This is a genomic window from Acinetobacter junii, assembly GCF_018336855.1.
GTDB lineage: Bacteria > Pseudomonadota > Gammaproteobacteria > Pseudomonadales > Moraxellaceae > Acinetobacter > Acinetobacter junii.
In genome coordinates, this window is record NZ_CP059558.1 from 2,825,397 (window position 1) to 2,848,532 (window position 23,136).

At 39.5% G+C, this 23,136-nt stretch carries 24 protein-coding genes; 12 read left to right on the plus strand and 12 right to left on the minus strand.

Going from position 1 to position 23,136, the window contains the following annotated elements:
* Positions 1-2: 2 nt before the first annotated feature.
* The 5 genes from H2677_RS13030 to H2677_RS13050 all read right to left on the minus strand — a co-directional run bounded on the left by H2677_RS13030 (position 3) and on the right by H2677_RS13050 (position 4,883).
* Positions 3-1,319 carry a glycosyltransferase family 4 protein gene (locus tag H2677_RS13030; RefSeq protein WP_171191619.1) on the minus strand — a complete coding sequence of 439 codons (1,317 nt, stop codon included), beginning with the start codon at positions 1,317-1,319 and terminating at the stop codon, positions 3-5.
* 124 nt (positions 1,320-1,443) lie between these two features.
* Complete coding sequence (locus H2677_RS13035; protein WP_212638710.1) at positions 1,444-2,283, minus strand: symmetrical bis(5'-nucleosyl)-tetraphosphatase; 840 nt, start codon at positions 2,281-2,283, stop codon at positions 1,444-1,446.
* Entirely contained in the window at positions 2,283-3,095 is an 813-nt protein-coding gene (gene rsmA, locus H2677_RS13040; protein ID WP_212638711.1) for a 16S rRNA (adenine(1518)-N(6)/adenine(1519)-N(6))-dimethyltransferase RsmA, read from the minus strand. The genes H2677_RS13035 and rsmA overlap by 1 nt, the downstream gene beginning before the upstream one ends.
* Positions 3,096-3,127: 32 nt before the next feature.
* Positions 3,128-4,096 (minus strand): 4-hydroxythreonine-4-phosphate dehydrogenase PdxA, encoded by a 969-nt coding sequence (gene pdxA, locus H2677_RS13045; RefSeq protein ID WP_168154340.1) that lies wholly within the window; start codon positions 4,094-4,096, stop codon positions 3,128-3,130.
* A 118-nt stretch (positions 4,097-4,214) separates the two neighbouring features.
* A complete protein-coding gene (locus tag H2677_RS13050; protein WP_212638712.1) occupies positions 4,215-4,883 on the minus strand; it encodes a hypothetical protein in 669 nt (222 codons plus the stop codon).
* Positions 4,884-5,144: 261 nt separating this feature from the next.
* Between H2677_RS13050 and rplM the strand changes: the two genes are divergently transcribed.
* Complete coding sequence (gene rplM, locus H2677_RS13055; protein WP_004950297.1) at positions 5,145-5,573, plus strand: 50S ribosomal protein L13; 429 nt, start codon at positions 5,145-5,147, stop codon at positions 5,571-5,573.
* A gap of 12 nt (positions 5,574-5,585) precedes the next feature.
* Entirely contained in the window at positions 5,586-5,972 is a 387-nt protein-coding gene (gene rpsI, locus H2677_RS13060; protein WP_004675485.1) for a 30S ribosomal protein S9, read from the plus strand.
* 137 nt (positions 5,973-6,109) lie between these two features.
* On the opposite strand, the gene H2677_RS13065 is transcribed toward rpsI, so the two are convergent.
* The gene (locus H2677_RS13065) at positions 6,110-6,508 is read right to left on the minus strand and encodes a hypothetical protein (protein ID WP_212638713.1); all 399 of its coding nucleotides are present in this window, start codon (positions 6,506-6,508) and stop codon (positions 6,110-6,112) included.
* Positions 6,509-6,634: 126 nt separating this feature from the next.
* Here H2677_RS13065 and H2677_RS13070 point away from each other — a divergent pair, with 126 nt between their 5' ends.
* From H2677_RS13070 to H2677_RS13115, 10 genes are all read left to right on the plus strand, one after another.
* Positions 6,635-7,288 carry a glutathione S-transferase N-terminal domain-containing protein gene (locus H2677_RS13070; RefSeq protein ID WP_168154341.1) on the plus strand — a complete coding sequence of 218 codons (654 nt, stop codon included), beginning with the start codon at positions 6,635-6,637 and terminating at the stop codon, positions 7,286-7,288.
* 14 nt (positions 7,289-7,302) lie between these two features.
* A complete protein-coding gene (locus H2677_RS13075) occupies positions 7,303-7,728 on the plus strand; it encodes a ClpXP protease specificity-enhancing factor (RefSeq protein ID WP_212638714.1) in 426 nt (141 codons plus the stop codon).
* An 18-nt stretch (positions 7,729-7,746) separates the two neighbouring features.
* A complete protein-coding gene (locus H2677_RS13080; protein ID WP_039047063.1) occupies positions 7,747-8,409 on the plus strand; it encodes a hypothetical protein in 663 nt (220 codons plus the stop codon).
* 384 nt (positions 8,410-8,793) lie between these two features.
* Positions 8,794-9,153: a roadblock/LC7 domain-containing protein gene (locus H2677_RS13085; protein ID WP_004802620.1), complete on the plus strand. Its 360-nt coding sequence runs from the start codon at positions 8,794-8,796 to the stop codon at positions 9,151-9,153.
* 149 nt (positions 9,154-9,302) lie between these two features.
* Positions 9,303-10,274: a hypothetical protein gene (locus tag H2677_RS13090; RefSeq protein ID WP_004950284.1), complete on the plus strand. Its 972-nt coding sequence runs from the start codon at positions 9,303-9,305 to the stop codon at positions 10,272-10,274.
* An 8-nt stretch (positions 10,275-10,282) separates the two neighbouring features.
* Positions 10,283-10,825 (plus strand): GTP-binding protein, encoded by a 543-nt coding sequence (locus H2677_RS13095; protein WP_004909026.1) that lies wholly within the window; start codon positions 10,283-10,285, stop codon positions 10,823-10,825.
* A gap of 21 nt (positions 10,826-10,846) precedes the next feature.
* Positions 10,847-11,266, plus strand: coding sequence for a roadblock/LC7 domain-containing protein (locus tag H2677_RS13100; protein WP_004950279.1), 420 nt, complete (start codon positions 10,847-10,849; stop codon positions 11,264-11,266).
* Between the two features lie 336 nt (positions 11,267-11,602).
* Positions 11,603-12,949 carry a sphingomyelin phosphodiesterase gene (locus H2677_RS13105; protein ID WP_212638715.1) on the plus strand — a complete coding sequence of 449 codons (1,347 nt, stop codon included), beginning with the start codon at positions 11,603-11,605 and terminating at the stop codon, positions 12,947-12,949.
* 12 nt (positions 12,950-12,961) lie between these two features.
* The gene (locus tag H2677_RS13110; RefSeq protein WP_212638716.1) at positions 12,962-13,882 is read left to right on the plus strand and encodes a lipase secretion chaperone; all 921 of its coding nucleotides are present in this window, start codon (positions 12,962-12,964) and stop codon (positions 13,880-13,882) included.
* Between the two features lie 110 nt (positions 13,883-13,992).
* Positions 13,993-14,460: a hypothetical protein gene (locus H2677_RS13115; protein WP_212638717.1), complete on the plus strand. Its 468-nt coding sequence runs from the start codon at positions 13,993-13,995 to the stop codon at positions 14,458-14,460.
* 29 nt (positions 14,461-14,489) lie between these two features.
* Here H2677_RS13115 and H2677_RS13120 read toward each other — a convergent pair whose 3' ends face one another.
* From H2677_RS13120 to H2677_RS13145, 6 genes are all read right to left on the minus strand, one after another.
* A complete protein-coding gene (locus tag H2677_RS13120; protein WP_212639615.1) occupies positions 14,490-16,436 on the minus strand; it encodes an acetyl/propionyl/methylcrotonyl-CoA carboxylase subunit alpha in 1,947 nt (648 codons plus the stop codon).
* Positions 16,436-17,254, minus strand: a complete 819-nt coding sequence (locus H2677_RS13125; RefSeq protein ID WP_212638718.1) for an enoyl-CoA hydratase/isomerase family protein — start codon at positions 17,252-17,254, stop codon at positions 16,436-16,438. The genes H2677_RS13120 and H2677_RS13125 overlap by 1 nt, the downstream gene beginning before the upstream one ends.
* A gap of 173 nt (positions 17,255-17,427) precedes the next feature.
* Complete coding sequence (locus H2677_RS13130; RefSeq protein WP_212638719.1) at positions 17,428-18,588, minus strand: acyl-CoA dehydrogenase family protein; 1,161 nt, start codon at positions 18,586-18,588, stop codon at positions 17,428-17,430.
* 90 nt (positions 18,589-18,678) lie between these two features.
* The gene (locus tag H2677_RS13135) at positions 18,679-20,292 is read right to left on the minus strand and encodes an acyl-CoA carboxylase subunit beta (protein ID WP_212638720.1); all 1,614 of its coding nucleotides are present in this window, start codon (positions 20,290-20,292) and stop codon (positions 18,679-18,681) included.
* Positions 20,289-21,176, minus strand: coding sequence for an SDR family oxidoreductase (locus H2677_RS13140; RefSeq protein WP_004950251.1), 888 nt, complete (start codon positions 21,174-21,176; stop codon positions 20,289-20,291). The genes H2677_RS13135 and H2677_RS13140 overlap by 4 nt, the downstream gene beginning before the upstream one ends.
* Positions 21,177-21,194: 18 nt before the next feature.
* On the minus strand, positions 21,195-23,000 hold the full coding sequence (locus H2677_RS13145) for an acyclic terpene utilization AtuA family protein (protein ID WP_212638721.1): 1,806 nt from the start codon (positions 22,998-23,000) through the stop codon (positions 21,195-21,197).
* Positions 23,001-23,136 lie beyond the last annotated feature (136 nt).

Below are 23,136 nucleotides of genomic sequence, written 5' to 3' on the forward strand. Positions count from 1 at the left end.
GCTTAGGTCACGGTCATGGGAGACTCCTTTGCGACCTGATACAGTGCTTGTTCTAATTGTTGTACGGGATACTGCCAGCTATTCGACTGAACGCTTTCACTCGCCAGTTGCCCCATTGCTCTCAATTGCGTTATCGCAGGTAAATTACAGATTAATTCAACAAATTCAGTTGTGTTACCCAAAGGTGTTAGCCACCCGGTCTGACCATGTTTGACGTGCTGATGAGCACAAACATAATCATAAGCAACAACGGCTAGACCACTTGCTATCGCTTCTAAAACCACATTCCCAAACGTATCTGCCTGACTAGCGAAGGTAAAAACGTCCGCACTCGCGTAAGCAGCGGCAAGATCTTGTCCACTCAAATTACCAGTAAAAATAATATCTTTTGAGTTTGCTAATTTTGTTAGACGGACACGATCAGGACCATCGCCAACGATCACAAACTTAATATTGCAACCTTGCTGAGCTTGTAATGCATGAAAGCTCTTAATGAGAACATCTACTTCTTTTTCTGGAGATAAACGACCCACATATAGCATCACGCGAGTATCTGTATCAGCCCCCCAACTTTGACGTAGTTTTTGAGATCGATGCTTGGGCGAAAATTTTTCTACATCCACTCCACGACCAACCACAACCAACGGACATGTCACACCAAAACTGCGTAATGCTTGTTCAGTAAATTGGCTAGGGACACAGGTTACGTCAGTACTGTTATGAAACCATGTTAGATATCGCTGGATGGGTTTGACTAAAAAAGCCAAATCAAAAAAACGACTAAAATCATGGAAAGCTGAATGAAATCCACTTGAGACTGCAATTTTTTTACTTTTCGCAGCTTGTAAGGCTGTTAAACCTAATGGCCCCTCGGTCACGATATGCACAACATCTGGCGCGAAATTTTCAAAAGCTTTGGAAACTTTAAGATATTGTGGCCAACCGAACTGAACACTTGGGTATTTAGGTACAGGTTGTGACAGCACTAAGCACTCTTGATCAGGGTGAAATTCTGTACATACTTCTTTTTGGATCGGGCGTACCAATAAAATTTTATGCCCTAATCTTTGTAATCCTTGACACAATTGCATCATCGACATCGCGACACCATTAATTTCTGGTGGCCAAGTTTCAGTAACAATTGCGATTCTTAAACGTGGGCGAACTAAATCTCGAAGTTCAGACAATTCATCTTGTTTGTTTTTAAGTTGCTTCCTTTTAAAGTAAAACTTAAAGCTTTCAGGAAACTGTTCTTGCTCTAAAAGAGATGTCGCGTATGTACTTTGCATATCGCCATCCATTTGTGTCGTTATTTTCATGCTTTAAAGCTTATAAATATTTTTTGACACTTTAATGATCAGGATATGACAGTTTTTTGACAAGCTATAACAACAAATGCCCAATATCGGATAAATACTGGGCATTTTATAAAATATAGAAAAACTATTGTATTGGATTATCTATCGCAAAGATCTGCTGATCTTCTAAACGATATGCAAGCAACTGCTGCCCCCAAACACAACCACCATCTACATTCTGAATGTTGGCGTTAATTGTTTTTCCCTGTAAAGCTGCCCAATGCCCAAAAATAATATGGTGTGTTTTCGCAGCCAAACTCTCATATTCAAACCAAGGCTTAAACCCTTCAGGCATTGGAACATCTAAAGCATCTTTAAATTTAAACTCTAAACGTCCATCAATATCCGTTAAACGCATACGAGTCAGATAATTGGTAATACATCGTAAACGCTCAGCACCCGATAATTCATCAGTCCACAAATCAGGTTGCTCTCCATACATTTCTCGCAGAAAAGCATCCAAAACGCCCAGATCTTCATGTCCGACAGCGTGTTGCACCTCTTGAGCAAGCTCCACGGTTTTTTCAGCTGACCAAATATGGGGAATCCCAGCATGGGTAATAAGCGTAGTGGCATTTGGCGACAAACTTAATGGCTGTTTGCGCAACCAATCGATTAGTTCATCACCATCAATCGCATCAATTACATCTTGAGTCCGATCTTTGTCTTTGATTTTCTTAAACCCACGTGCACAGGCAATCAAGGTCAGATCATGATTACCTAATACAGTTGCAGCAGCACCATGATCAGCAAGTTTTTTGACGAAACGCAATACACCGACCGAGTTTTCACCACGCGCGACCAAATCACCAGCAAACCAAAGAAAATCCTGATCAGGATCGAAACGGATCTCTTTTAAAAGTGCTTTTAATGCTTCAAAGCAACCCTGCACATCACCAATCACATAGTTATAGCGTTTAGACATCAAGACACCATTTGGTCAGATAAAGCCACAAAGTCAGCCAAACTTAATGTTTCAGGACGAGCCATCGGATCTACACCAGCTTTTTCAAAGCCATCTTCCGCCAACATACCTTTCAAACTATTACGCAATGTTTTACGACGTTGTGTAAAGACGTGCCCAACTAAGCGAGCCAAAGCTTTTTCATTTTTTGCAATAATTGGCTTCGTCTCATAAGGCTCTAAACGAAACACGGCTGAAGTCACTTTAGGTGGTGGGTTAAAGGAACCTGGTGGCACTTCAAATAAGAACGTTGGTTTACAGTAATACTGAATCATTACAGATAAACGTCCATATTCTTTGGTGTTTGGTTTGGCAGTAATACGATCCACTACTTCTTTCTGCAGCATGAAATGCATGTCTTTGACTTTATCGCCAAACTCTAAGAGATGAAAAAGCAATGGCGTTGAAATATTGTACGGCAAGTTCCCTACTACGCGGAGCGGACGCCCTTCTTGGAATAATTGGGTAAAGTCATATTTCAAAGCATCTGCTTCAACAATAGTGAGTCGCTCAGGATGTGGTACTCGACCAGGTAAACCTGCTGCCAAATCTCGGTCAAGTTCGACTACGGTTAAAGCATCGCACTCACCAATCAATGGTGAAGTCAAAGCCGCTAAACCTGGACCAATTTCAACTATATTATCGCCCGCACGAGGATTCACTGAGCGTACAATTTTGGCAATCACACGTTGATCATGTAAAAAGTTTTGACCAAAACGTTTTCGAGCCTGATGCCCTTCATCTTTAGGGTTTAGGGCATTAATTTGATACATAATAATTCCAATGCGAATAATTGGCTCGTTAATCAATCACGAGCGAGATCAAGTGCTAAATCAACTGCGACATGCAAGCTAGACGCTTTTGCTTGCCCAGTACCAGCAAGAGAAAGTGCTGTACCATGATCAACCGAAGTTCGAATAAATGGCAAGCCTAAAGTAATATTGACTGCTTCACCAAAGCCCTGAGATTTTAGCACAGGTAAACCTTGATCGTGATACATGGCTAAAACTGCATCCGCATCTTTTAAATTTTCAGAGGTAAACAAAGTATCTGCTGGTAAGCTCAGACTCATTTGGACACCTTGAGCACGATACTCTTCCAAAACAGGATTGATCACATCAATCTCTTCACGTCCCAAATAACCATCTTCACCTGCATGAGGATTCAACCCACATACCAAAATACGTGGCTGGTTAATTTTAAATTTTGTTTTTAAATCATGAATCAAAATATCAATGACTTGATGCAATCGCTCTTGAGTAATAGCGTCTGGAACATCACGTAATGGTAAATGCGTTGTCGCCAATGCTACACGTAAAGTTTTAGTTGCTAACATCATCACAACACGATCAACGTGAGCAAACTCTTGGTAATATTCAGTATGTCCACTAAAGACAATGCCTGCATCATTGATAATCGACTTTTGTACAGGAGCTGTCGCAACACCTACGCTTTTTCCAGACAAGGCATAATCAGCTGAACGATGAAGTTGTTCTAATACATAAGAAGCATTCTCGGCATCTAAACAGCCTAAAATGACAGGTTTAGCAAGAGCAATATGCTCGACGTATAATTGACCATTCAAACTCGGTTCAGTCTGACCTGAGTATAGAACTAATTCAACCTCAAGCCCGAGTTGTTCTATCCGCTGTTTCAACATATCTATATCAGCTAAAACGACAACAGGACGCAGATCTTCTCTATTTGCCAAATTAAGACAAATATCAGGACCGATGCCAGCTGGCTCACCTGACGTGACATATAACGGCAGCATCTTACAGACCTAACTTGATTTCAATTCTAACCATTATATACCGCTATTAAATTTTGATTGAGTGCATTTGCTTTATTTTTGGTACTCAGTGAAATATCAAAAATAATCTGAGCAAAATTTAAGGCACTTTTACTTTTGGCAAATTAGATGGCACTAAGTTAGAAGGTGAGAAAGTTGGTGTTCTCGTCCAAGGATTAATTTTAGGCTTATCTTTTTTCTCAGGTTGAGCAACCACGATTGCTTGTGGCTTTTCCTTTTTCTCAATAGTGATCGTTGTATTCGCAGTTTTCTCAGTCACAACTACAGTACTTGCAGCTTTATCAGCCACAGGATTAATCGGAGTTTCTTTTTTATCGCTAGTTTGTTGAACAAGCTCAGTCTGTGATTCTTTCTTCTCAATTACATTTGATACAACTGTGCTGCTCATTGGAGTTGTATAAGGCTGAGCAGCAAGCACTCCTTGTTTCACAACAGTTTGAGTCGAAGGTTTCACTGTTTGAGTTGCAGCAGCTGAACTCGATGTTCCCTGAAGATTCATCGGATCAACTGGAATTTCGATAGGTTTCATTTCAGCTGTGACAGCCATCATCGGATCAACATGTTCATTACCACGGCTTTCCAAAACCTCAAGTTTGCGTGTCGACCCTTCCTTCGGCTGAAATTCTGAATAATTTGTAATACTATTTCTATCCACCCATTTATAGAGCTTCCGAGCATGTGTTTGGGTTATGCTTAACTGTAAAAGCAAGACAGCTATGGCAATTTTTAAAAAAAACGACGAGTCCATCAAATTCCCCCAAAAAACATATAAGTACTTCTATTTTTTAAATATTTGGTATAAAAATAATAGGGCAGTTTTGAGTCCCTAACAAGCTAAAATTCGTTTCTGACACTTAATTTTAATAACATTACAAAACTGGTCGAATATTCACAAAATATGACATTTCCAAAGGATTATTGTTGTGATGATCAATTAATTCATGTAGAATTCGGTCTCCTTTTGTTTGGGCGATTCCTTGCTCAAACCAACTATAATAGGTAGTGGTTAATGAAAACTCTCAGCGCTAAGCCAGCTGAAGTTCAACACGACTGGTACGTTGTTGATGCTTCTGGCAAAACTTTAGGTCGCCTTGCGACTGAAATCGCTCGTCGTTTACGCGGTAAGCACAAAACTTCTTATACTCCTCACGTTGACACTGGTGATTACATCGTTGTTATCAATGCTGAACAAGTTCAAGTAACTGGTAACAAGCCTCTAGATAAGAAATATTATCGCCACACTGGTTTCCCTGGTGGTATCCGTGAAACTAACTTTGAAAAGTTAGTTGCTCACAAACCAGAAGAAATTTTCCAACGCGCTGTAAAAGGTATGTTGCCAAAAGGTCCTCTTGGTTATGCTATGATCAAGAAAATGAAAGTGTATGCTGGTGCTGAGCATCCTCACACAGCTCAACAGCCACAAGTTTTGGACATCTAAGGGATACAGCACATGGCTACTAACTATGGTACAGGTCGCCGTAAGACCGCAACTGCACGTGTTTTCTTATCAGCTGGTACAGGTAAACTCGTAATCAACAATCGTACTTTAGAGCAATATTTCGGTCGTGAAACTGCTCGTATGGTTGTGCGTCAGCCTTTAGAGCTTTTAGAAGCAACTGAAAAATATGACCTTTACATCACTGTTAAAGGTGGTGGTATTGGTGGTCAAGCTGGCGCTATCCGTCACGGTATTACTCGTGCATTGATCGCTGCTGACGAAACTTTAAAACCTGCTCTTCGTCAAGCTGGTTTCGTTACTCGTGATGCTCGTGAAGTTGAACGTAAGAAACTTGGTTTACGTAAAGCTCGTAAACGTCCTCAATTCTCTAAACGTTAATCGTTTTACGAATTGGACAAAAACCTCGGATTTTTCCGAGGTTTTTTTATTGACCTAATCATCATATTAAATTTCTACATAAATCTCATAAACACACTTCAATTGATCATGTTGCCCTGTTTGCTCATCTACACTTTTTAATTCCTCAATATAGTATGAGATGTGAATTTCCTTTCCGACTCGATAATATTTTTTTGCGACTTAACATTTAAATGCATCCATTCCATAAAAATCTCATTCGACTCATCGACTTTGATATCAATAACATTTGGTTTACGGCATCCATCCATATTATTGGTTGCATAAACCCTGACAATACGCCCCATAATTGTCTGTCGTGGAATTACACCTTTCTTGAGATTAGATATCCACGCGTCGGAACCAAATAAACCAAAAGTGCCTTTTAAACCAACGTCAGGAAATTTAGGATCCAATGTTAATTCTTGGGCACCTTTCACATGTTCAGGATCCTGCTCAATACAGAGAATAGCTGAATACAGTTGTTTCATTGTTTTTGGCATGTTTTTAATTGGCATAAAATTTATCTGAGCATAATTTTTTATCACACAAAATTATAGATCAAAGGGATATCATTAAAGTTCCCGTGATTTTACTGCTCAGTTTTAGTATTCTACCCGATTGACTCAGCTCAATTTTGGAAAATGAACATCGAAAATACGCCTATTCAAGGTATTACACTTTATAGTCATGCAGATGATTTCCGCTCACATTGGATTCGCTTTTTACTCGCTGAAAAGCAGATTAAATATCAGCTCATTATCACGGATCATGAAGATGAAGATCTCGCTGATCTTAACCCCTACAATCAATTACCAATGCTGATTGAACAAAATCTAAAATTATTTTCAGCTACCGTAATTTCAGAATATCTAGATGATCGATATCGTCAAAATAAGCTGTATGCTGACGCACCGATGGCAAGAGCCGAACAACGTCAATATATATGGCGTTTCGAACAAGACTGGTTCAAACTTGCTGATCACATGCTAAAACATGCAGACACATTGAATTTAGAACTTAAGCAAAAAGCACAAAAAGAGCTAAGAGATACGCTTATTTCGCTAACCCCTTTATTTCAACATTTCCCTTTTTTTATGTCCGAAACATTTTCGATTTTGGACTGTATCTTAGCCCCTATTTTTTTACGACTTAAAAACATGGGGATTGAATTACCCCAACAGCATTGCCGCCCTATTTTTCTTTACTGTCACCGCGTCTTCAACAGACCAGCATTTATCAAATCAATGACAGCACAAGAAAAAAACAGCTACAATGAGTTAATTTCAACGATTTAATAAGCTTATAAGTTATGTCAGAGCAATTGAATTTCAGCCCTACACGCCCCTATCTTGCACGCGCAATTTATGAATGGATCTGTGATAACCAACTCACACCATATCTACTCGTAGACGCAACCCAACCTCATACCGAAGTGCCCTTACAATTTGTGAAAGATGGTCAAATTGTTTTGAATTTGGCGCCACATGCTATTCATCAATTACATATGAGTAATAAGGCAATTACTTTCTCAGCGCGTTTTGGTGGTGTAGCAAAAGACATTTACGTTCCCATTCAAGCTGTCTTGGGCATTTATGCTAGAGAAAATGGTCAGGGGTTATTTTTTGACCCAAGCGAATATGATGCTGTAGAAACAAACAATATTGCTGAAACAGCTCCATCAATAGAAGTTGCTGAACCAAGTAAGAAAAAACCGTCCCTTAGAATTTTAGATTAAAATAAAAGGAAATCGAATATGGCGTTTGACCTAGTCCAATATTTTGCTGAACAAATAAAAATTCAAAAACCTCAACTCTTAAATCAGTATTCGGTAAAAGAAAAGGCTGTCTTCATTCAGGAGATCAATGCTCTTGCACTTGCTCGCCTAATCAGTCTCTGGAAGCAAAACGCTAAGAAACTATATCAAGAAATCCAAACTGCGGATCCTTTGTATATACAAGAAATTGCTAGGCACCTTACGACCTCACAACATAACCAGTCAGCACTAGCTCCCAATGACTTAGAAACAAGTATTTCAGAGATTCTTGTTCTTCAACTCAATGAATTAAATCAACTCGATCAAACAGGTCATTTTGGTCAAATTGGGATGTCAGAATTGTTATTAGGACAAATCGAACATCTTTCTGGCCAGGCAGATGATTGGGTTTGGTCAAGTGCTCAATTAAATGAGTTAATTGGCTCAAAACCAGTTGAGCAAACAGATATTTCATTAGAAGCAACCATGCAGGAGTTCAATCAAATGGTAAATCAAGCACAACCGCATCATAATGACATTACTGAAGAAAATGAAACAAACATGATTGACTCGCCAAAATGGGCGTACATTGTTTCACCATTTGTTGCATTGGTCATTTTGCTATTTATGTATTGTTCATACAGTCAATTAATGATCAACTAAACACGTCAGAAAGATTCAGCGGGTATTTATTACCCGCTGAATCAATATCTTATAAGCATTCTTATTTTTCTTAAAAAATCTTTAAGCTTGTCTAATTAACATTCTATTTACATTTATTTACAATCAAAAAACCTACTTAAACCCATTTATTTATGTGAAATAACTCACAATAAAATTAAAATATAATCCTCAATTATTATTTTATTTTGATAGCTTGACAAAAATTGTCAATTTACAGCCATCTTGTGAATTAAATTATTTTAAAGCCCAATTGATTTAATTATATAGATTCCTATAATGATATTAACTGCTTTTGAAGAATAATCTAAAACAAAAGTAGGGAATATAAATTCATAAACAAGATGTATTAGTAGAGATAATATCATGGCTAAAATTTCACTAGAAAGCTTAACAAATATTGATGGGTTCGTTGCAGCAGCGTTAGTAGATACAGAAAGCGGTTTAGCACTAGCAACTCAAGGTGGGGGATCAATTGATTTAGAACTAGCAGCAGCTGGTAATACAGAAGTAATCCGCGCAAAGCGTCGTGTAGCTAACTCATTGAAACTTAACGATGATATCGAAGATATTTTGATTACTTTAGGTAAGGCTTATCACCTTATTCGTCCTCTAGAAAGCAATGGCAATTTGTTCCTTTATCTTGTTTTAGACCGCAGCAAATCAAACCTTGCTATGGCTCGTCACGAACTTAAAACGTTTGAAAAAGAATTAGATTTTGCTTAATTAGTATTATCTAGTTACATTATATACTAGACTTCTTGTATATTTTATATTCAATTAAAATATAAAAATATATGAGAGGTCTATTATTAGTCATTAATTATGACTAATTTTGTGCAGTCCAATTTTTTATAAAACATTAAAGTGATACTATGAATGGACATTGCATTAATATCGCAATTTCAGGTATAAGTTTAAAAGTTTCAGACGAATTAAAAATAGAACTTAGAAAAACAATACCGAATGAATTTGGCATTAATTGGATAAACATAGCCGATCCAAATATAGACTTGCTACTAATAAATGAAAATTTTTTTGATACTGAAGGTATCCAACGAATTATTAAAGAAAAACAATTACCCTGCTTAAAAGTATCTAAAGGACATCACGATTCATCAACTATAGAAGAAAACAACACACTTTATCTGCCATTTCAGCAAGGGGATGCATTAAAAAACTGGATTCAACATCGATTATTAAGTTATTTGGCTAGTCACCAACCACAACAAACTACAAATGAATTGAAGATAGAACATGATGCAATAAATGAAAAATTTCTTGCTGAAATGTTTAATCCAGAAAATGCAAGATTACACATCTTTGATGATCATGGCACTTTAGCCATCATTGATACACGTAGCCAAATTGCATGGTTAGAGCCAACTCGATTAAATACACAAACAAATCATAGTTTTAACTATAAATTTGCTACTACATCTGATTTTACTAAGGTTTCTCGTAAAGTCGAATATGACTTACAAGACTGGTTATGGAATCTTTTTTGGCATTCTTCTGAATTTCAAAAGCTATCGCCTAAAGAAAACGAATATTACAAAATTGAGTATTGGCCTCAACCACATCAAAGCACAGATCGAAAAATTGCACTTTTACTTTCAGCATGTTTTATACAAGGAGCTCAACTTTCACAGGTTGCTACACAACTCAAACTCCCTATTCAAACGGTTCAACAATTTATTTCCGCATGCATTATTTCAAATAATGGCGGTGTTATCCCAGCGTCAGAAAGTCATTATTTAAAATTAGAGGAAACCAAAGCCTCTAACGAACAACAAGGCTTTTTAAATAAGTTTTTCGGCAAAATCCGACGCCGATTTGGGCTATAAGGAATTCTATGATTCTTCAACAATATAAAATTGTATTTGCAGGAAGCATGGGTGCAGGTAAAACTGAAGCGATTAAATCACTCTCCGAAATTCCTGTGCTTGCAACCGAAGCATTTAATACAGACAGTCAGGCACATAATAAAATGCAAACAACTGTTGGCATTGATTATGGTGAAATTACTTTAGATGACGGTGTTAAAATTGGACTTTATGGAACACCTGGACAAGCACGATTCGATTTCATTTGGCCAGTTATTTGCCAAGGTGCTTTGGGTGTAATTATCTTGGTTGATCATAATAGTAAAGTTCCTCTAGAGGAGCTAGAAGGCTATTTAGATACTTTTAAAGACTATACACAAAATATTTCGATCGGCATCACGCATGTTGATGAAAATAAAGGGCAACCGATTTCAATTTATCGAGATTGGTTAATTCAAAATGAGTATCAATATCCACTGTTTTTTATTGATGCCCGAAAACAAGAACACATTCTGCTGATGATTGAATCACTGATTGCAGCACTAGAAGTCAATCTGAGAGCAACGAATTAATCATTTTGAAAGAGAAGAATTATGTTCAGCATTCCAAGTCAACAACGTACAGCGCCAAAGGAGTTGATCCATTTGGCTAAAGCTCAAGCCAATGACATATTGATGAATATTCGTGGCATTGATTATATTATGCTCTGCTCTACAGATGGTTTTGAATTGGCATCCATCTATAAGAAGAATCCATATAATAGTACTAAGCTTGCTGCGGTGAGTAGTTCTATTCTGGCTATGGTGAGTGCCTTTTTAAAAGAGATTCAACTTACTGGCTGTCAAAGTATTACTTTAGATGCAGAAAATGGTAAGGCGATCCTGACCTCAATCCCTGCCCCCCACCACCCAATGGTTATGGTGACTTTAAGCAACAAAGACGTATTACTTGGTCAATTGTTATATAGCCTTAAACAAGCAAGCGCAGCAATCGTAGAAGCTGATCAAGCATAATTCATAACGCATAAATTAAGCTCTGATGAATGATCAATTTGTCAGAGCTTTTTTAATTTCGAAAATCCACATTCTATAATTTTCTTTTTTGAAGTATTTCAAATAACCCAACTATTCAGAACAAACCCTACTTATCCAATTTTTAATATTCTTAAACAACAAGATAAATCATAAAAATTCAGATGAATGGTAAAAAAAATTAAATGAATTAGAAATATTTTTCAATTATGATTATTTTCGAACAAATCATAATCCAAAAAATATTCAAAAACGAAAATTTAAAAGATTATGAAAAGGAGTTTGTTCACGAATAATTAAATTTAACGGAGAAGAACGATGAAGCTGGACAGCTTTAAATTTGCCGCTGGGGTTATGCTTTTAGCAGGTGGCGTATCTGCACAAAATGCATATGCTGATTCTTATGTATTTGTCACGAATACAACACCTCAAACAGTATCCTTACATATCACTCAAACTGGGACGCATATTTTGCAAGCTGGAAACGAGTGGGCTCAAGAAGCGACACAAATCGCACCCTATGAGACTAAACGCGTGCTACGTATAAATCGATACACAGGCATAAAATCAGGTAAAACCTATAATTTTGACACGGTTGTAACGAGTGGAAACTCACAAGTAACGCTCAAACAAACCATGACAGGTACTTGGACAGGTAGTACGATCAAGCATGGTATTCAAACAGCAACCACGACATCTCCATGGTATTCTGATCGAGCAATTCATCGAATTAATACAACTTATGCAGGCTTATCTGCTCAGGCTGCGGTCAAAGCTGAATATACGGGTGGATATGATGATTTCCACTACACAATTCACCAGAACACAGTGCAAGAACCTGTTTCCAATAGCGCAGATGAATTAAAAGTACTGTCATACAATATTTATGCATTGCCTATGGTTGCAAGCAAAATTAGCGAACGCCTAGCAGAGTTACCAAATCATTTAAATGGATATGATGTCATTTTGCTTCAAGAAGCATTTTCATCATCACGGACTAGTATGCTGAATCAACTGGCCCAACAATATCCATATCAAACCCATGTTCCAGTTGGTTCAGGCTATAACTTATATGACAGTGGTGTCCTTGTTTTAAGTCGATATCCAATCGTAAAAACAGCTGAAATGATTTATCCAGATTGTACAGGAACAGATTGTTTTGCTGACAAAGGTGTAATTTATGCTGAGATCATCAAAAATGGAAAAGCTTATCACGTAACATCCACCCACACGGCTTCCTTCGATACAGATGAAGCACGTGCATTACGACAAGTCCAATTTAAACAAATCCGTCAATTAATTAATCAGCAGAATATTCCTAGCTTCGATGCGGTATTAATGGGTGGTGACTTTAATGTAAATAAATTCTTATGGCCGCAAGATTATCAAGATATGCTGACCAATCTTAATGCAACTGCACCAATCAGTACTGGTTACACTGCTTCAACTTTTGACCCACGTGTTAACAAATTAGCTGGCGCAGCTGGTTCGGGTGGAACAACGGTTGAATATTTAGATTATGTCGTTTCTTCAAATACACATCGTCAGCCTATTCAATCTCGCAATGACGTTCGTATTTTACGTTCTACCGCAGATCCGCTTTATATGACTTGGGATTTATCAGATCACTTCCCAGTAATGGGACATTTTAATTATGGCCCCTAAGTAGGAAGTATTATGAATAAAAGACTATGGATCACATGCCTTATTGTTCTATTGGTCTTAATTGCGTTTGCAGTTTGGAAGAGTACCGCCTCTTCCGCTGCTACGCAACAAACCAAAAATGAACAGTCCTCCAATCACACTGTGTCTAATTCAAATGATATGCAAAACATAAGTAAGGATGAGATATTGCAACAATCATTACAGACACAGTTACAGGCTTTACAAAAAAATCCAGGCAATATTAACCAGTTTTTAAATCAATACCGAGCCAGTTGCCATTTAGATGACTGCAATGCTGCATTAACAAAAGCGCTTAATGCCTATCCTGATCAACAATTTGCTCAAACTGTGCAAAATTTATTGAAGCGTATGCCGCAATATGAACAGCAAATGCAAAGTACAGTATTATCAACGGCGCTATCCCCTAAAGAACGCTTTGATGCAATTTGGAAACTAAGAGAACAAACCCTAGGTAAAGATGAAGCAGCTTTAGGTTTTGGACAAGAACGTGAATATGCAGATTATCGTTTTGCTTATGCGGAACTTAAACAGAATACGCAATTGAATCCTGAACAACGATTAGCTGCATTAGAAGCGCTTCAACAAGAATATCCTCGATTAATGGAGCAAGAGGATAATTTTGCTCGTTATGAACAAGCGGTTCAGCTACTTGATGAGAAACAACCAACTGCTGAAACTCAACGTCTAAAACAAGAGTTACAACAACGCTATCTCACACAACAAGAGCAATTAGACCTGCAATTTAAGCAACAACGTGAACAACAGCAGCAGCAAAAAGTGGATCAATATCAACAGGCACTCAAACAACTGCAACAAGAAATGCAACCGCTCAAGTCTCAGCTTTCCGAAACTGAGTGGCAAAAGCAGTATCAACAACGTCTTGAAAGCTTGCGATCGAATCTGTTTCCTTGATGTTGATGCCATCTGATATACAGATGGCGACTATTTCAGCATCTAATTTTTTCACCTATACTGGGGTAAAAGTAAAACTCACGAAAGCCTTTTTTTTGGAAATCAATGGAATGAATTACCCAAAACTGCAACAGGACTTAAATACTGCACTTGAATCTGAAATCTTAGGTGAAATAATTTTTCTTAATGCAGCAAAGCATACCCGCTCGGCTGAACAACAATATAAATGGAATGTCTTGGCTCAATTAGAAACTCAAACTTTACATAAGTTACAAAATTTTCTGATTCAAAATGGTCATACCGCAAAGATTCGACCACATATTAAATTACAAGCCAAAGCATCAGGGATTGCGATGGCAAAGCTTCCGTGGAAAGTTGCGATGCATTTGCTTAAACAAGGTACCAAACCTTTTATGGAAACATTTGAGAGAATGAATCAACACGCTGATGCTCAGACTCAAACCTTTCTGCAATATTTATTGGCACATGAACAAGCTTTGGCAGAGTTTGCAACACAAGAATTAAAGGGAAATTCGAGAAGTTCACTCAATGCTGTAGAGAAATTATTAAAAAGCTAGGTCTAGCCTAGCTTTTTAATTCATACGTTTTATGCAACTGTGACATTTAATAACAATTGTCGTTTTTTCACTTGTTGACCGACTTGACCGATCAGCTCATCAACAACACCATCCACATCAGATTTAATCTGTTGCTGGATTTTCATCGCTTCCAAAATCAACAAAGTTTGACCTTTGGTAACGGTATCACCAGCGTTGACCAATAGATTCACAATCGCACCATCCATTGGTGCTCGAATCTTTCCGTCACCGATAACTTCAACCGCTTCAGGTTCTGCGTAAGTGCTATTCTCTATGATGAGATTGCCATTCGCTGTATCTAAATAAAGCTGATTTTGATCAAGTACATAACTCAATTTACGGCGTATACCATCTACATCATAAATGATCTGTGTATCTTGAATCGCTAGAATCTTAATCTTGACTTGCTGATCACACAGCATAGCGATCAGTTGATCATGATCTGTTTGGACATGGAGTAATAGCTGTTGATCTGCACATTTCAGTTTTAATGGGAAAGGCACAGAAATACCTGTTTGCCATGAAACTTTTGCTTGGTTCAGTTGGGTGAACAATGCCGCAGCAACCGCAAGGTTCTCCAAACTTGGCGCTTGCTGATGTAGGCTGACATCATCCTGAAAATGTTGTTGAATAAATGAGGTATTGGTATCACCTGCCACGACAATTGGATGACGTAATAAATTCACCAAAAACTGTTTATTACTGTTCACACCCAGTAGCACACAATCATTTACTGCACGCGCTAACAGACGAATCGCATCCTGACGAGTTTTACCATAAGCAATTATCTTCGCCACCATTGGATCATAAAACGGGCTAATTTCACCCTGTTCTAACATACCATGATCAATCCGCACATTCGGCAACTCAGCAGGCTGCCAACGCAACACTTTTCCTGTCTGTGGCAAGAAGTCCTGACGTGGGTCTTCCGCATATAAACGCACTTCAATTGCATGTCCGTTGAGGGTCAGTTCATGCTGCTGTAAAGGTAATTTTTCACCATTTGCGACACGGAGTTGCCATTCAACTAAATCGAGGCCCGTGATCATTTCTGTTACTGGATGCTCAACCTGTAAACGAGTATTCATTTCCAGGAAATAAAACTCACCTGATTGATCAAGTAAGAATTCAACTGTACCTGCACCGATATAGTCGCAAGCTTTGGCGGCAGCAACAGCAGCCTCGCCCATTTGCTGACGTAATTCAGGTGTCATCACGGGACAAGGTGCTTCTTCGACTACTTTCTGATGACGGCGTTGAATTGAACAATCTCGTTCAAATAAATAAACGTAATTGCCATGCGTATCACCAAACACTTGAATTTCCACATGACGGGGTGCGATCACTGCTTTTTCAATAATGAGTTCACCTGAACCGAATGCATTTTCGGCTTCTGAACGCGCTGTTTTTAAAGCTTCGAGTAAATCAGCAGACTGGTTAACCAAGCGCATACCACGCCCACCACCACCAGCAGATGCTTTCACCATCAAGGGGAAACCAATTTTTTCTGCTTGTTCAGCTAAATATTCGATATCTTGTCGATCACCTTCATAACCTGGTACACAAGGTACACCCGCCTCAAGCATGGCGATTTTTGACAAGCGCTTACTACCCATCAAATGAATCGCAGTCGCATTTGGACCAATAAAAGTGATGCCATGATCACTACAAGATTGGGCGAAATCGGTATTTTCAGATAAAAATCCATAACCAGGATGAACAGCATCGGCACCTGTCTTTTTGCAGGCTTCGATAATATTGGTAATCGACAAATAAGACTCAGAGACTTTAGATGCACCAATGTATACAGCTTCATCAGCCACTTGAACATGGCGAGCATTGGCATCTGCATCCGAATATACAGCAACTGTCTGATAGCCCATCGCTTTCGCTGTTTGCATCACTCGAACTGCGATTTCACCACGATTTGCGACTAAAACTTTTGAAAATTTCATCATTGCTCAGTCCAAGTTGGTAAACGTTTTTGAATAAATGCCATCGTGCCTTCTTGACCTTCTACTCCACCGACAGCTTGCGCAAATTGCTGTGCAGCATCATCGAGTAGAGCATCTAAAGGTTCATTCAAAGTACGATGTAACAAAGCTTTAGTATTGCGAGAAGCCAATGGTGCAGCACGTTTGATTTGTTGAACTGTATCGCTCAGTAACTGCTCTAGTTCATTTTCATCATGCACTACATCATGCACTACACCTAACTTCTGCGCTGTCTCACCATTGAAACGAGAACCCAACAATGCCAAACGACGCGCTTGTGTTAGTCCAATGCGTTTAACTACGAAAGGTGCAATTTGCGCTGGCAAAACACCTAAGCCTGTTTCAGGTAAGCCAAACTGTGCCGTATCGCGACTAATCGCGACATCAGAAACACAAGCCAAGCCAAAACCTCCACCTAAGACCGCACCTTCTAATACCGCAACCACGGTTTGTGGTGCTTGATCAACTTGTTCAATCATGGCACCGAAACGACGGTTAAAATCAGCATATGGCTGTAAGCTACCCACATTCGCCGCCTCTACACGGAGTGCTGCCATATCTTTAATGTCACCGCCTGCACAGAAATGTCCGCCTTTACCACGTAAAATCACAGCACGAATCGATACATCATCTGCTATTTGGGTAAAGACCTGTTGAATCGCATTGACCATATTGAGACTCATGGCATTGCGACTTTCAGGTCGATTAAGCCACATCGTTAAAATACTGCCCTGTTGTTCAAGTTGGAGACTTTCATCCACTTGTAAATTATTTAGCATTTTTATAAGTCCTAAATCCAATAAGAAAAACGTATGGCGAGGCAACTATTGCAAGGCATAAAATTGGCGAAAAAGCGCAGAATATCTTGCGCAAGGACGAAATATATTTCGCTATTTCCTTGCTCATATTTGAGCATTTAGAGCCAATTTTTAACGCTGCAAGAGCAACGTAGCTAGTTTTTCTGTTTCTTCGGCAAAATGTCCATCAACTTGCAAATAATCCCGAGCATAATTTCATCGGCACCACCACCAATTGAACCAAGGCGACCATCACGATAAAGTTGAGAAGCTGGGTTATCCCACATAAAGCCATTGCCTCCCCAATATTGCAGACAGGTATCAGCGACTTCACGAGTGAGACGTCCCGACTTGAGTTTCGCCATCGAAGCCAACATCGTGACATTTTCCCCTGCGATATGCTGTTCACAAGCTTGATAAGTCAGTGCTTTTAATGCTTCAACTTCAGTCATTAACTCGGCGAAGCGGAAATGTACATATTGATTATTAATCAATGGTTGACCAAAGGTGGTACGTTCTTTAGCATAATCAATGGTTTGTTGAATGACTTTTTCTAAACCACCTACTGCATTCGCACATGCCCACATACGCTCTTCTTGGAACTGCATCATTTGCATCATGAAGCCCATGCCTTCAGCACCAACCAAATTACGTTGTGGTACTCGAACATTATCAAAATAGACTTGAGCAGTTGTTGTAGAACGCATACCTAATTTATTCAGTGGCTCTGAAAAACTGATACCCGCAGTCTTCGCAGGCACAATAATCATGGATTTATTGACATGCGGTTTATCATCTGAGGTATTGGCAAGTAAACAGAAGAAATCCGCTTGCAGTGAATTGGTGATCCACATTTTGCTGCCATTAATTACATAATCATCGCCATCTTTTTTTGCAGTGGTTTTGATTGCTGCTACGTCTGAACCTGCATGCACTTCTGATACTGCAATTGATGCCACATATTCACCACGAATCGCAGGATTCAAAAATTCTTCTCTTAATTCTTTGCTACCAAAACGAGCAAGTGCAGGTGTCGCCATATCGGTTTGCACACCGATCGCCAGTGGCACACCACCACATGCTGCACGCCCTAATTCTTCAGCGACAACAAGATTATATGAATAATCCAAACCCAAACCGCCATTTTCTTCTGGCTTACAAATACCCAGCAAACCTAAATCTGCCATTTTCTTAAAAACGTCATGAATCGGAAAGCGTCCTGCTGCCTCCCACTCTGGAATGAATGGATTGAGTTCGTTTTCTACAAACTGACGTGCGGTACGACGTAATGCTTCATGCTCTGCGGTAAATTTCATTATTTTTTTCCTTAAATTTAATCTCCCCTAACCCCTCTTTAATATAGAGGGGAACTCCTCCCTTTTTTAAAGGGAGGTCGGGAGGGATTTTTAAAATCTCGATACACCAAAACGTGTTGGATTAAGTTCACGTTGTTGTGCTTCATAAATGGTTTGTAGCAAGAAGATCAGGACTTTACGCGTATCTCTTGGATCGATAATGCCATCGTCATGTAACATTGCTGTATTAAACAAAGCAGTCGATTGTTGTTCTAATTTCATCGCAGTGCTTTGCTCTAGGAAATCCAACATTTGCGGATTCGGTTCCATTCCAGAAGCTTTCTGTTTACCTTCTGCGACGATACGCAACACTTTCCCCGCTTGTGCTGCCCCCATTACCGCAACATGTGAATTTGGCCATGCAAAGATAAAACTTGGAGAGAGACTACGCCCACACATCGCATAGTTGCCTGCACCGTAGGAACCAGCCACAATAATCGAGATTTTCGGTACAGTCGCATTCGCAACTGCTTGGATTAATTTCGAACCATGCTTAATGATGCCGTTCTGTTCAGCATCTGTTCCCACCATAAAACCTGTAGTGTTATGCAGGAATAAAAGTGGTCGTTTGGTCTGCTCACACAGATGAATAAATTGTGCTGCTTTGACCGCACCTTGTGGTGTGATAGGTCCATTGTTGGTAATAATGCCAATATGTACGCCACCCATTTTCGCCCAACCACATACGGTTAAAGCATCGTATTCCTGTTTAAACTCAAGAAAATCTGAATCATCAATAATACGAGCTACAACCTCTTTCATATCAAAAGGTTGCTTTGGATCTTTGGGAATAATGCCAAGCAACTCTTCAGGCGCGAAACGCGGTTCTTTGTAGTTTTGATTTAGACTAGTGGTTTGTTCCTTCCAATTCAAATGCTCTAAAATCTCACGAGCAAGTCGAATCCCATCTGCATCATTTTCCGCCAAATATTCTGCTACACCTGAAACTTGGGTATGCATTTCAGCACCACCCAACTCTTCAGCCGTTGCCACCTCACCAGTCGCAGCCAATAACAATGGCGGACCAGCCAATAACATTTCGGTTTGTTTGCGCACCGCGATCACATAGTCAGACAGACCAGGCTGATATGCTCCACCTGCTGTGGCATTACCATGTACCACTGAAATTTGTGGAATCCCTGCGGCAGACATCCGTGCTTGATTGGCAAAGGTCATACCACCATAGGTAAATACTTCAGCAGCATAATTAAGATTTGCCCCACCACTTTCCGTTAAAGTAACAATCGGTAGTTTTTGTTCAAGTGCGATTTTCTGTAAGCGTAAGGTTTTCTGCACACCCATCGGTGACATAGTGCCGCCTTTGATCGCACTATTACTTGCAGAGACTAGGCAGCGTACCCCACTAACAAAGCCCAAACCCGCAATAATACCGCCACCTGCTTCTGAACCATCTTTATCATCATGCATGTTGTAGCCGACTAAGCCACACAACTCGACAAAAGGTGAATCCGCATCCAATAGTAAGCGCACACGTTCGTGCGGCAAGATTTTGCCTTTCTTATCAAACTTTGGTTTAGCCGCATAAGATTTATCAATACTCTTTTGCTGTACTGCACGTACTTCCGCAATTTGATTCAACAAAGCTTCACGGTTTTGTTGATACTGCTCACTACCGACTGCAATTTCAGATTGGAGAATGGTCATTCTTTTGATTCTCCAGCTTTGTCTTTAAAAATTTCTGGAATAAAAGCACGATGGAAACCATTAAAAGACTGGCTATTGGTTGCATCTGCCAATGGATACATGCGTGTTCCCTGAGATGCAGCACCATCAATACGTAAAGTTACCCCTGAAACAAAAGCCGCTGCATCAGAAAGCAAATAACAAATTGCTGAAGAAATTTCAGATTCTGTACCCATACGTTTTAACGGAACATTACCTGCCAAACTCGGAATGATCACTTTGGCAAAGTCACCACTATAGTTGTCCATACCTGATGAAATAATCCATCCTGGCGCAACTGCATTGACGCGCACACCCGATTTACCCCATTCTACAGAAGCCGTTTTAGTCAGGTTATCCACACCTGAGCGTGCTGCACCTGAATGTCCCATACCTGGCATACCGCCCCACATATCTGCAGTCATGTTGACGATGCTGCCCCCATGTTTAGCCATCCATTGGTTATAGGCTTCACGCATTAAATAGAATGTAGAATGCAAATTATTGCGAACCACAGCATCAAAGCCATTAGCAGAAATATTTTCCAATGCCGAAGGAAATTGCCCACCTGCGTTATTCACTAAACCATCGAGCTTGCCAAATTTTTCAATGACTTCAGCAATCATGCTTTTGACTTGTTCTTCATCACGGTTATCACAAACGATAAAATGGACTTTTCCACCATCTTCGCTAATTTCTGCTGCAGTTTTTTCTAACTTTTCAATTTTTCGACCTGTAATCACAACTTGAGCACCTAGAGATGCCAGCTCATGTGCTGTACAGCGTCCAATACCTGAGCCGCCACCTGTGACAATAATCACTTTGTCGTCAAATGCATCTGCTCTGAAAATTGATTGATAACCCATTTGATTTACATCCCTTACTTATTTTTCTAACAATTTCGCTGGTACTTTGACTGGCATATCTAACAATTGCTGTGCAAAAGCCTTACCTTGTGGATCAATACGTAAACTTGCAATCCCACCGCCACCTAAGGCATTTTCCAACATAAAATTCAGTGCATTCATCGCAGGTAATTCATAACGAATGACCTTTGACTTTTCTGGATCTAAAACATGCTGCATATAGTCTGAAACATTTGCTTCAGTGAGCGCCGCTCGAATCCACGGCAAATATTCTGCTTTACGCGCAATCACACCAATATTGCTATGGTTACCTTTATCTCCACTACGAGCATGAGCAATCTCAATCAAAGGCACTTCGATTTCATCGCCTTGATAAGTTGCGACTTCACCAGTTGGATGGGGGGCGAAATTCTGTGTAGCTGAGCCAGTAGGAATCTCAACAGGATGTCGCTGACCAGCAAAATCAACTTCAACCTTGATTTGATCTTTATCAATCAGGAAAGAGAACAATTTCACGACTGCAGAAGCTTTAGGACGCCCCCCGACAATGCCCGCTAATGCAGGGGCCATACCTGTGGAAGCTTGTGCGATTTCCGAAGCGAAGAACATACACGCTTCTTTAAACATATGTTTGACTGCAATTTTGACCACGACTTCACGACTTTCTTTAATGCGTGCATGTGCCCCATAGGTGCTTTCAATACCTAAAATTTCGATCGATTTTTCTGTAAATGGAGGAACGGAACGTAAAGCCAATACACGCTCACATTTATTGATAATGGCATTGGCAATGGTTTGTGCTTTCTCAGGCGCTTCGCGACCTGCGATTAAGAAACTGACTAAAACACGATAACCATCGGCAAAAGTGGCACTCACTTTATATTGTTGAGTTGGCGCTCGACCTGTTGCACCTGTGACTTTAACTCGATCATCACCCACTTGTTCTAAATGGACTTGGCTAAAATCAGCTGTCACATCAGGAAGTAAATAGGCTTGTGGATTGCCAATTTCATAAACGATTTGCTCTGCGACCGTTGCAGTCGACACTAAACCACCTGTACCTTGTGGTTTAGTCACAACAAAAGAGGAATCTGCACTGACTTCTACAATTGGAAAACCCATGTTGTCAAAGCCTTGTACTAAACGCCAATCAGTAAAATTACCACCTGTACATTGAGCACCACACTCAATTACATGCCCAGCCAATGAACCTTGTGCGAGTTTGTCATAGTCATCCAATGACCATTTGTATTCATGCAACAACGGTGCAAGTACCACAGCCGAATCAACAACACGACCTGTAATCACAATATCCGCGCCCAAATCTAAAGCGTCACGAATAGCAACAGCACCTAAATAGGCATTACTGCTCGCCACATGTGCAGGCAAAGGCTCACCATTAAACATTTCTTTGATATTTTTTTGCTGTAGTTCAGTGTGCTTTGGCAATACATCGTCACCAAGTACCACAGCTACTTTTAAATCTAAGCCCTTTTCATCAATGATTTTTTGTAAAGCATCACGACAAGCTAAGGGATTTACCCCACCTGCATTACTGATTACTTTGATTTTCTTTTCAGCAATTTTATTAATCAGTGGAGACATCACACGACTAACAAAATCCAATGCATAACCATGATTAGGATCAGTCATCATTGCTTTAGCCATGATTGACATGGTAATTTCAGATAGATAATCAAAGACCAAATAATCAATATCACTCAGATGCACCAACTGAAAAGCAGCTGTATTGGTATCGCCCCAAAACCCAGAAGCACATCCAATTTTTACTAACTTTTGGTCATCCTGCTTGACGCTTGTCATGAGCTTTCTCATTATTATTAAAAACAACACAACATTACCAAGCAAGTGCTTGGTTTGTAAAGTGCAGAATGATATGCTGTATAAGCAAAAACAGACAAATTCAAGCAAATGCTTGTTATAAAAAGATAAGACAATT